Source organism: Streptosporangium sp. NPDC023825, from assembly GCF_040639575.1.
Taxonomy (GTDB): domain Bacteria; phylum Actinomycetota; class Actinomycetes; order Streptosporangiales; family Streptosporangiaceae; genus Streptosporangium.
The window spans coordinates 232,820-244,164 of record NZ_JBFAAE010000008.1; the positions used below are offsets into that span (position 1 = coordinate 232,820).

Consider the following 11,345-nt stretch of genomic DNA (forward strand, 5'->3'; position numbering starts at 1 on the left):
GTTGCCCTCCCGCGTGCCCGCGGTTCCCGGAAACGACCCGGCGATCTGGCCCGAGGTGAGATCGGCCGGCCCCCGCCCCCCGAAACCCGGGAAAGCGGGGCGCGCCTCCCGCGCACCCCGCATCGGCGACCGTGTCGACGGCCGTGGGCCGTATCAGTGGCCGTGTCAGCGGTCCTCCCGACGGCTCGGGGGGACACGCGTCCCCGTCACACCGGGGTGAACTCCAGGTAGGAGACGGCGGGCATGGGCAGGGTGAACTCCAGCCGCAGGGTCCCGTCCGCCGCGTGGACGGTACGGACGGGTTCCAGCTCGTCCAGGCCGTTCGCGGCGTGGAGCCGTTCCCACTGCTCGCCCTCGGGCCAGCCGGCGCCCCCGCCGATCTCCGCCCAGACCGCCCGGATGTTGGAGTGCCGCTCGTCGATCCGGTGGTGGCTGACCGCGTAGTCCCCCGCGGCCAGGCCCTCGACGGTGAGGGCGACCTCGCGCGACAGGATCTCCGCGCCGTCGGCCCGGCCCTGGTCGAGGGTGCCGTTCCACACCAGCACCCCGACGGTGCCGGTGGCCGAGCGCGCCGCCCACGCCTCGACCCCCGCGACGTCGCCGCCGGCCGAGCAGGCGAGCTCGTCCTCGCCCAGCCGGTCGGCGAGGGTGAGCGCGAGGTAACGGGGCTTGCGCAGGTTGCCGACCGTGAGCAGGCCGAACCCGCCGTGGAAGAGCGCCGGCGGGCGGCCCAGCTCCTCGAAGTGGTCCGAGGCGACCCAGTGGGCCAGCGCGTCGACCCGCCCGGCCGCCGACCTCATCCCATGCAGCAGGAACGCCGCCCCGAACGGCCCGTCGCCGATGCCGTGGAAGTGCGTGGGGGTCGGCCCCCACTCCGTCCACCAGATCGGCGTGCCCGCGCGGCCGTGCCGTTCCAGGGCGGGCCGCCAGTCGAGCGGGGCGTTGCCGTAGGTGTGGGTGGAGACGAAGTCGAGCGCCGCGCCCGAGGCGTCCACGTGGTCGATGAGTTCCTGGACCCAGCCGTTGGCCGCCGACGACGGGCCGCCGACGCGGATGTCCGGGTGGACGTCCTTGACCGCCGCCGCCGACACGTCGTACAGGCGGAAGAACTCCTCGGGCGTGCCGCTCCAGAAGACCTCCAGGTTGGCCTCGTTCCACACCTCGAAGGCCCAGTTGTCGATGACCTCGCGCAGGCCGTACCGCTCGACGAGGTGCCGGGTGAGGTCGCGGACCAGGTCGCCCCACCGGTCGTAGTCCCTGGGCGGCGAGATGATCGCCTCGTAGCCGAAGACCGTCTTCGACGGGTCGGAGGCGAGGTCGCGCGGCATGAACGACAGCTCCACGATCGGCCGCATGCCGAACGCGGTGATCGTGTCGTAGACCTCGTCCACCCGGCTGAAGTCGTGTACGGGCTTGCCGTCCTCCTCCCGGTAGACGCCGAGGTCGTCGCAGAGGATCGCGTGGGCGCGCACGGTCTCGACGCCCAGCTCCTCCCGCATCGTCCGCAGCGCCTCGGTCAGCTCGGGGCCGATCGGGCGCCCGCCCACGGTGCCGGCGGACAGCATGTACGACAGGTGCTCGGAGCCGATCATGTACTTCCACGGCCTGGGCAGCGGCCGCGTGCTCACCGAGGCGTCGACCCGCAGGACCGTCGCGCCCGGCTCGGCGAGCGGCGCGGCGAACACCGCCTCGGTGAGGGGGCCGGTCCGTTCCATGGTGGTGACGGCGGCGACCCGGTACCAGGAGGGTTCCCCGCGCGTGTCGACGTAGCGCGGGTCCGGCACGGCCGGCACGTCGACGTCGCGCTGCTCGGTCGGGGTGTAGGGCCCCGCCTCGGCGGGCGCGCGGTGGACGAGGTAGCCGATGGCCCCGGCCACCGGTTCCCAGGTCAGCGTGACGTGCCCGCCCCCGCTTTCGGCGCGCAACCCCCGGGGGGCGGCGACCTCGACCCGTCCGGTCGCGGCCACCTCCCCCGACGGCCGGTAGATGCGGGCCTGCCAGTCCCGGTGTGCGGCGTCGGCCGTGCTCATTGATGTCTCCCCGATGGTCGATGGGTGGATGTGCGCGTTGGGCCGCGGCTCACTTGGGGGGCACGACGGCCCATTCCTCCAGGCGCAGCACGGGGGCGAGCCTGGCCGTGACGTCGCGGGTGGCGAAGTGGCGGCGCAGGCTGTCGTCCGCGAGCGCGTTGCCGAGCGCGATCATGATCATTCCCTGGTCGAGGGCGAGATACTGCTTGGCGACCTTGCCGCTGCGCACGGCGACCGCGTCGTAGAAACCGCCGGGCCCGTAGGCGTCGAAGTTCGCCCTGAGCCTGGCGAGGTTGTCCAGGGCCGCGTCCGGCGCGTGGCGCAGCGCGAGGAACGACGCGTGCGGGGTGACCACGCCGTCCCCGTACGACGCCGGTTCCGGCGCTCCCTCGCGGCATCCCTCGAAGCCGTAGTCGACGGAGGTGCGCTCCTGGTCGGAGGTGTAGCCGGGGGTGTCCATGCCGATCGCGTCCACGCCGTACTCGCGATAGCCGCCGGCGGGGTCGTTGGACGGGGAGAAGCCCCAGTAGCCGTACTTCGCCTCGTTCATGCCGTGCTCGATCTGGGCGGCGATGTAGACCGGCTGGTTGCGGCCCCAGCTCCTGGCGCCCCAGACGTCCTCCGGCACGAGCTGGGTCACCATCAGCTCCTCGAACATGCTGCCGCCCCAGGTGGGCACCAGGCGCATGCCGCGGTAGCCGTAGGTGCCCTCGAAGACGTTGACGCCCATGTACGTGCGCCAGGCGCCGACCGGCTTCTGCTCGGCCCACGACCAGTCGCAGGTGTCGGGGAAGGTCCGCCACATGCCGTAGTAGTGCTCGGGCGGGAGCTGGCCGAGGACGATGCCGACGTAGCTGGCGATCCTGGCCTCGGTGAGCGCGCCGTAGTGGTGGCAGGTGGAGTGGACGGTGGTCCCCGAGCCGTTGTAGTCGCTCTCGACCGAGCAGCCGGTGGGCTTGTCCGGCCAGAACCCGCCGCGCAGCAGGCCGGTGCCCGCGTCGGGCCGTGCCTGCGGGTCGTAGTAGGACTCGAAGTCCATGCTCCTCGCCAGCGCCCCGGCCTGCTTGGAGACCTCGGGCACGGCGCTGCGGAGCATCATGAGGGCGGCGGCGAGCCAGCCGTTGTCGACGCTGGACAGGAACGGCTGGACGGCCGAGCCGTCCTCCGGCCAGGTGCGGACGATCTGGAGCGTGCGCGGGTCGTACCAGTTGTAGAACTGGCCGGTCGGGGCGTGCCGCTCCAGCTTCGCCGTCGAGGCGAGCGTCCTGGTCACGCGGCGCAGGGCCTCACCCTTGGAGATGAGGCGGGTGTCGCGGGCGGCCACCGTACTCCACAGGTAGGTGGCGATGTTGGTCGGCGAGGTCACCTTGGCGCGGGTGGCGGGGTCGAGGGAGCCGTCGATCTTGTCGGAGGGCAGCCCGGTCGCCGGGTCGGCCATCGCGGCCATGGACCTCCAGGTGTCCGCGGCGTAGCGGCGCAGCAGTTCCCGCCGCCGCTCCGCCGTCAAGGGGACATCGGGGGAGACGAGGGGAGACGCGGAGGGGGAGACGGAGGGGTCGGAGGGAGCGGGGGGTGCGGGGGTGGGCGCGGCCGAGGCGGGAGAGGGGACGGCCGTGATCAGGGCGAGACAGGCCGCCAGGGCGGCCACGTGACGACGACGCACGGGGGCTCCTTACGTGGGGGGGTCACTTGAGTCCGGTGGAGGCGACGCCCCGGATCACTTGAGTCCGGTGGAGGCGATGCCCTGGATGAAGAAGCGCTGCAGGAAGACGAAGAGGACCAGGACCGGCAGCACGACGACCACCGCCCCGGCGATGAGCAGGCCGTACTGGGTCCCCTGGTAGCCGTTGAAGATCGCCAGCGCGACGGGCAGCGTGTACTTGTCCTCGCTCTGGGCGACCACCGCGGGCCACAGGAAGTTGTTCCACGAGCCGAGGAACGTGATCAGGCCGAGCGTGGCGAGCGCGGGCTTGCAGAGCGGCATGACGATCCCGAAGAAGATCCGGAACTCCCTGGCGCCGTCGACCCGCGCGGCGTGGATCAGCTCGTCGGGGATGTCCGCGATGAACTGGCGCATCAGGAAGATGCCCAGCGGGGTGACCAGGCCGGGCAGGATGATCCCGAGGAAGGTGTTGACCAGGCCGAGCTTCGCAATAAGCACGAACTGCGGGATCATCACCACGATCGCGGGCAGCGCCATCTGCGTGAGGACCAGCGCGAAGAGCACGTTCTTGCCGCGGAAGGCGAGCTTGGCGAAGGCGTACCCGACCATCGAGCAGAACAGCAGGTTGCCCGCGACGGTGGCGAGGGCCACCACCGCGCTGTTGACGAACACCTGCGTGATGTTCATCTTCTCCAGCAGCTCGCCGTAGTTGGCGAGCGTCCACTGCACCGGCAGGAGGTCGGGCGGGGTCCGCCTGATCTCGGTCTCCGGCTTGAACGAGGTGAGCAGCGTCCAGGCGAACGGCAGCACGACGACCACGAGCCCGGCGCTGAGCAGCGCGTACGTGGAGAAGCGGCGTTTCACGAGGGCCTCGCGGCCCGGAGCGGGTTTCGCCGGGGTCCTCCGCCTCGGCGCCGGTCTCACGCCGGCCGCCCGGCCCGGAGCCGGTTTCGCGGGGGCCTCCCCGCCCTGAACGGGTCTCATCTGGACCTCCCGACCCGGAACTGCAGGACCGCGAGGGCCACGATCACGGTGAACAGGACGCTCGCCGCGGCGGCGGCGTAGCCGTAGTTGCCGGAGCCGAACTGGCCGTAGATGGCGAGCGACGCCGAGGTGGTCGCGCCCGCCGGGCCTCCCTGGGTCATCACCAGCGGTTCCTCCATGAACTGGGCGAACCCGATGGAGCTGTAGACGGTGCAGAACAGCAGCGCCGGGCGGAGCATCGGCAGCGTGACGGAGCGGAACCGCTCCCAGCGACCGGCGCCGTCGACCTCCGCCGCCTCGTACAGCTCCCTGGGGATGCCCTGCAGGGCGGCCAGCAGGACGACCATGTCGAAGCCGAAGCTCCGCCAGGCGGTCATGACGATGATCACCGGAAGCGCCAGGTTCTCGTCGGCGAGCCAGCGGGGACCGTCCACGCCCACCGCCGCGAGCACCTGGTTGACCAGTCCCGCGTCGGGTTCGAGCAGGAACCGCCAGGCCACCGCGACACCGATGATGCTGGTGACGTACGGCAGGTAGTAGCCGAGCCGGAAGAACGCGGCGGGCAGCCGGGCGATCCCCGAGTTCAGCGCCACGGCCGCGCCCAGGCCGAGGGCGATGGTGAGCGGCAGCGCGGTCACCACGAAGATCAGCGTGTTGACCGCCGCCTTGCGCATGAGCTCGTCGTCGAACAGTCGCAGGTAGTTGTCGAGCCCGACGAGGTTGACCCCGAGGGGGTCGCGCACGTCGGTGCTGCGCATGTCGGTGAAGCTCATGCCGAGCTCGACGAGGAGCGGCCCCGCCCAGAAGACCGCGAACATCACCACGAAGGGCGTCACGAAGACCCAGGCCAGGCCGGTACGGCGGAATCCTCCCCCGGATCGCCGCTCCCCGGCGGGGGCCGGCCCGGTGGGCTCGCGCGAGCCCACCCGCTCGCCGACCACCATGGTCAGACCCCGGTCCCGATGGTCTCGGCCTGCTCCTGGACGCGCTTGGCCGTCTCCTCGGCCGTCTGCTTGCCCAGGGCCATCTTCTCGACCTCGGTCTCCATCACCTTGGCCACCTGCTCCCAGGTCGGGACGGCGGGGACGGCCTTGGCGTTCTTGAGCTGCTCGCCGAAGACGGTGACGCGCTCGTCGGCGGTGAGCGCCGGGTCCTGCCAGGCGGCCTCGACGCTGGGCAGCGCGTTGACCTTGGTGTACCAGGTGGCCTGGACCTTGGGGTCGACGAGCCAGCGCAGGAACTTCCAGGCGGCCTCGCGGTTCTTCGCGTCCTTGAAGACCACCATGTCGCTGCCGCCGATCAGGCTGGAGCCTCCCGCGCTCCCCTTCGGGTAGGGCGCGACGGCGAACTTGTCGCCGAAGCCCTCGCCGCCGTCCTTCTCCAGGCCCGCGATCATCCACGGCCCCGAGTAGAAGGCGCCGACCTTCCCCTTGACGAACGTCTGCGGGAAGGCGCCGGTCGGCTGGTCGGTGCTGGCGAGCCCGCTCTCGAAGAACGAGCCGTACTGCTTGAGCGCCTTGACCATCTGCGGGGTGTCCAGCGTCCACTTGCCGTCCGCGATGATCTCGCCCCCCGCCTGCCACACCAGCGGCAGCACCTCCTGCCAGGAGCCCTGCCGGAAGTTCTGCTCGACGCCGAGCGAGGCGCCGCCCCTCTCCTTGAGCGCCTTCACGAAGGCGGTGGTCTCCTCCCAGGTGGCGGGCGGCTTCACCGACGCCTTCTCGGCGAGGTCCTTGCGGTAGTACAGGGCGCGGGTCTCGACGTACCAGGGCACGCCGTACGCGGTCCCCTCCACCTCGACCGTGCCCCACGCGCCGGGGAAGAACGCCGACTTGTCGATCAGGTTGGCCGGGGTGGGGTCGAGGGCGCCGGTCTTGGCCATCTCGCCCATCCAGGTGCTGCCCAGCATGGTGACGTCGGGGGTGGCGTTCCCCGCGATGGCCGCGGTGATCTTGTCGTGGGCGACGTCCCAGCCGAGCGCGGTCACCTTGATCGTGATGCCGGGGTTGGCCGTCTCGAAGTCCTTGGCGAAGGCGCCCAGCGCCTCCCCCTCGGCCCCGATCGCCCAGACCGTGACCTCGCCGGCGGCCTTGCCAGTGTCGACGTCCCTCGCCTGCTCGGCGGCCCCTCCGGTGCTCCGGCCGCACCCGGCGAGCACCAGCCCCAGCGCGAGGATCCCGACGGCGTACTTCTTCACTTTTCCTCCAGGGGGTGAGACCCGCAGCTGGATCGGACGATCAGCTGGGTGGGGAGAATCTCGGAGTTCGGGACGGTGCGAGTGCCCTTGATGAGCTCGTCCAGCGCGCGGGCGGCGCGGGCGCCGAGCAGGCGCATGGGCTGGCGCACCGTGGTGAGGGCGGGCCTGGCGTGGCGGGCGGCCATGATGTCGTCCCAGCCGGTGATGGCCACGTCGCCGGGCACGTCGAGGCCGAGCTCCTCGGCCGCCAGGATGACGCCCAGGGCCACCTGGTCGTCGGCGCAGATCACCGCCTCGGGACGGCGTCCGCTGCCGGGTTTCCCGCCGAGCAGCGTCCGCCCCGCCGCGTACCCGCCCTCCACGGTGAGCTCGCAGGGCAACGGCGCCGGAGGCCGGATCCCGTGGCCGGACAGGACCCGCCTGACCCCCGTCCAGCGCTGGGTGACGTCGCCCCGGTCGTCGTCCCCGGCCAGGGCGAAGGTGGTGTAGCCGTGACCGAGCAGGTGGGTGGCGAGCGCCTCGGCCGAGGCGGTGTTCTCGCTGGAGACCGCGTCCGCCCGTTCGACGGGGTCGCGCGCGAGCAGCACCAGCGGCGTCCTGCTCCTGACGATCTCGTCCACCAGGGCGTCCTCGACGGTCCTGCCGAAGATCACCATGCCGTCCACCCGGCCGACGAGGTCCCTGACCAGGTCCTGCACCGCGGCCCGCCCGCGGGTGGACAGGATGAGCACGGAGCGGCCGAGCTCGGCGGCCACCTCCTCGTACCCGAGGAGGACCTCGGCGAAGTAGGGGCCCGACAGGTCGGGGAAGACGATCCCGTTGGCCGCGTGGCGGCCCTGGGCCAGGGAGACGCCGAGGCGGCTCGGGGTGAAGCTGAGCTCCTCGACCGCCCTCAGCACCTTCTCGCGCGTTCCGGCCGCGACGGGGCCGGTGTTGCGCAGCGCCCGGGAGACGGTGGCGATGGAGACGCCCGCCCGCTGCGCGACCTCGTAGATGGTCGCGCCCTGACCTTCGTCGCTGTTTGACACCCGTCGTCCGATCTGCCGGGAAGTGGAAGCGCTTACACTCGGCGGCGACAGAGGGTGGAAGCGCTTACAGTGGATGACCGGAGTCAATCACCGGACGGAATCATCAGTAAAGGCTTGTTACGTCACCGTTACCAAACGGGCACAGCGATATTCCGGGATTTGTGAGACTTGTCAGGAAAAAAGAGGACCGGTCACCTCCCGATACGAACGAATGCCGGTTGACTATCGCCAAAAGATCATCCGGGCTATCCTCGCCGGAATCGGGCAGTCCATGACCGCCAGGGCGTGGCACCGTCCACCTCGCCCCCTGAGATCCGTGAGCCGTTCGGGGAGCTTGATGAGATTCCAGGTGCTCGGCGATGTGACGATCATCGCCGACGAGCGTCCCGTTCCCCTGTCCTCACGCAGGCAGGAGCAGCTGCTGGCGCTCCTCGTCTGCGCACGGGGGCGCGTCGTGCCGGCCGAGACCCTGATCGACGCGCTGTGGGGGGAGCGGCTCGGACCGCGCGCGGGCAAGAACCTGCAGGTGCTCGTGCACCGGCTGCGCAGAACGCTCGACGCCCCCGAACGGATCCGGCACGACCGCTCGGGCTACGCGCTGTCCGCGCGGCCCGAGGAGGTCGACGCCTGGCACTTCGCCGACCTGACCGAGCGCGCCAGGCGGGCGCTGAACCGGGGGCAGCGGGAGGCGGCGTCCGCCCTGCAGCGGGAGGCGCTCGCGCTGTGGAACGGCCGGGCCTTCTCGGGACTGGACGGCGTGGCCCAGCTGGCGGAGGCGGCCGAACGCCTGGAGCAGGACCGCAGGAGGGTGCTGACCGAGCGCATCGACACCGACCTGGCGCTGGGCAGGCACGCGGAGGTCATCCCCGAGCTCCTCTCGATGGTCGCGGAGGATCCGCTGGTGGAGTCCACGACCGCGCGGCTGATGGTGGCGATGCACCGGGCCGGGCTGCGTACGGAGGCGCTGGAGACCTACCGGCGCACCCGTACCGTCCTGGCCGAGGAGCTGGGCCTGGAACCGGGACCGCAGCTGCGCGCGCTGGAACAGGCCATCCTGCGCGGGGATCCCCGGGTCGACCTGGATCCCCGGCCGGAGACGGCACCGGCGAGGGGCCCGGCCCCCTCTCCCCCGGCCCCGTCCCCGCCGTCCCTGCCGTCCCCGCCGGTTCCGCCGTCCCCGCCGGTTCCGTCCATGCTCCCCGCCGGAGTGGGCGACCTCACCGGGCGCGACACCGAGCTGCGCTGGCTCGTCTCCGTCCTGCGCGACCGCCCCGCCTCCGGGCCGGTGATCTGCGCCGTCTCCGGCATGCCGGGGGTGGGCAAGAGCGCGCTGGCCCTGCAGGCCGCCCACGACCTGCGGGACGCCTTCCCCGACGGCCGGCTGTACGTGAACCTGCGCGGCGCCGAAGCCGAACCGGTCGAGCCGTCGCACGCGCTCAGCCGGTTCCTGCGCGCCCTCGGCGTGGCGGGGACGGCCGTTCCCGACGGCCTGGACGAGCGCGCCGAGGTGTTCCGCGCCCACCTGTCCGACCGGCGCGTGCTGGTGCTGCTGGACGACGCCGCGAACGAGGCCCAGATCGAGCCGCTCATCCCCGCGGGGAACGGCTGCGCGGTGGTGGTCACGAGCCGCGGCGCGCTGACCGCCCTGCCCGGCGCGCAGCGGCTCGCCCTGGGGGTGCTCGGGAAGGCCGCCGCCGTCCGGCTGCTGGGTACGATCACCGGCCGGGTCGAGCTGGCCGCCGACACCGCCACCGCCGAGCGGCTGGCCGAGCTGTGCGGGCACCTCCCCCTGGCGCTCAGGATCGCCGGGGCGCGGCTGGCCGCCCGGCCGCACTGGAGCGTCGACCGGCTGGTCTCCCGGCTCGCCGCCGAGCACGACCGGCTCGACGAGCTCACCCACGGCACCCTGTCGGTACGGGCCAGCCTCGCCCTCGGTTACTCCGGTCTCGACGAGCCCGGCCGCACCCTGTTCCGCCGCCTCGCCCTGGTCGAGACGCCCGACTTCGCCGGCTGGGTCGCCGCGGCGCTGCTCGACGCCGGCCCCCGCGCCGGATCGCGCGGCATCGGGGGGATGGACGCCGAGGAGATCCTGGAGAGGCTCACGGAGGCGCAGCTCGTCGAGTACGCGGGCCGGGACGGCGTCGGCGAGCCCCGCTACCGCGTCCACGACCTGGTGCGGCTGCACGCCAGGGAGCGCGGCGAGACCGACGACCCTCCCGGCGCCACCGTCGCCGCGCTGACCCGGCTGGCGGGAGGGTATCTCGCGCTCGCCGAACGGGCGCACCGGCGGCAGTACGGCGGCGACTACACCGTGCTGCACGGCGACGGGCCGCGCTGGGACTGCGGGGAGGCCACCTCCGGCCGCCTGCTCGCCGACCCGTCCGGCTGGCTGCGCGGCGAACGGCTCGGCCTGGTGGCGGCCGTGGAGCAGGCCGCCCGGCTCGGCCTGAGCGAGATGTGCTGGGACCTGGCGATGACCGCGGTCACCCTGTTCGAGGCGCAGGGCCACTTCGACGACTGGCGGCGCACCTCGGAGACCGCGCTGGCCGCCGCCCTGCGCGCGGGCGACCGGCGCGGCGAGGCGGCGATGCGCTACTCGCTGGGCACGCTCGCCCTGTTCCGGCAGCGCTACACCGACGCGCGTCCGCACCTGGAGGCCGCGCTGCCGCTCTTCGAGGCGGTGGGCGACCGGCACGGCCAGGCTCTCACCCTGCGCAACGCGGCGCTGATCGAGCGGGTGGAGGGACGGGTGGAGTCCGCGCTCGACGCCTACCGGCGGGCGTTGCGAATGCTCCGCGAGGTCGGCGACCCGCACGCCGAGGCCCACGTGCTCGGCAGCATGGCCCAGATCCACATCGAGCACGACCGTCCCCGCACGGCGGCACCGCTCCTGGAGACGGCGCTGGCCGTCTACCGCGACCTGGGCAACGCGCGAGGGGTGGCGCAGATCCTCAACAGGCTGGGACTGCTGCACCTGCGCCAGAACGACCCCGCGCGGGCGAAGGACGCGTTCGGGCAGGTCCTGCTCGCCGCCAGGTCGGCCGGAGACCGCATCGGCGAGGCGTACGGCCTGCTCGGGACGGGCGAGGCCGAGCTGCTGGCGGGCGAGCTCGACCGCGCGGCCGGCCTGCTCGACGCGGCGCTGCTGCTGGCCGAGGAGCTCGGGGAGCCCTTCGTCGCGGCCCGCGCCCGCCTGGCCCGCGGGCGGCTCGCCGCCGAGCGCGGCGAGTACGGGCAGGCCGCGACCATACTGGACCGGGCGGTGCGGGAGTTCGCCGCCATCGGCCTGCCGGTCTGGCACGAGCGGGCGCTCGAGGCCCGGCGCGCCCTCGACGGCATGCTCTCCGCGCCGCCCACCCCCTGCTGACCGGACGGGAGCGCGGCCGGACGGGAGCGCGGCCGGACGGGAGCGCGGCCGGACGGGAGCGCGGCCGGACGGGAGC

General features: G+C 72.8%; 7 protein-coding genes. 1 reads left to right on the forward strand and 6 read right to left on the reverse strand.

From position 1 onward, the window contains the following. Positions 1-206: 206 nt before the first annotated feature. The 6 genes from AB0G15_RS10870 to AB0G15_RS10895 form a co-directional block, all read right to left on the reverse strand. A complete protein-coding gene (locus AB0G15_RS10870; RefSeq protein WP_362837482.1) occupies positions 207-2,030 on the reverse strand; it encodes a hypothetical protein in 1,824 nt (607 codons plus the stop codon). Positions 2,031-2,079: 49 nt separating this feature from the next. Then, a complete protein-coding gene (locus AB0G15_RS10875) occupies positions 2,080-3,693 on the reverse strand; it encodes a glucoamylase family protein (RefSeq protein ID WP_362837484.1) in 1,614 nt (537 codons plus the stop codon). Between the two features lie 54 nt (positions 3,694-3,747). Further along, a complete protein-coding gene (locus AB0G15_RS10880; protein WP_362837486.1) occupies positions 3,748-4,557 on the reverse strand; it encodes a carbohydrate ABC transporter permease in 810 nt (269 codons plus the stop codon). Between the two features lie 116 nt (positions 4,558-4,673). Further along, complete coding sequence (locus AB0G15_RS10885; protein WP_362837488.1) at positions 4,674-5,621, reverse strand: sugar ABC transporter permease; 948 nt, start codon at positions 5,619-5,621, stop codon at positions 4,674-4,676. 2 nt (positions 5,622-5,623) lie between these two features. Next, entirely contained in the window at positions 5,624-6,874 is a 1,251-nt protein-coding gene (locus tag AB0G15_RS10890) for a sugar ABC transporter substrate-binding protein (protein WP_362837490.1), read from the reverse strand. Next, positions 6,871-7,902: a LacI family DNA-binding transcriptional regulator gene (locus tag AB0G15_RS10895; protein ID WP_362837492.1), complete on the reverse strand. Its 1,032-nt coding sequence runs from the start codon at positions 7,900-7,902 to the stop codon at positions 6,871-6,873. Before AB0G15_RS10895 ends, AB0G15_RS10890 begins: the two co-directional genes overlap by 4 nt. Positions 7,903-8,239: 337 nt before the next feature. Between AB0G15_RS10895 and AB0G15_RS10900 the strand changes: the two genes are divergently transcribed. Beyond that, a complete protein-coding gene (locus AB0G15_RS10900; protein WP_362837494.1) occupies positions 8,240-11,269 on the forward strand; it encodes a BTAD domain-containing putative transcriptional regulator in 3,030 nt (1,009 codons plus the stop codon). The last annotated feature ends 76 nt before the right edge of the window (positions 11,270-11,345 follow it).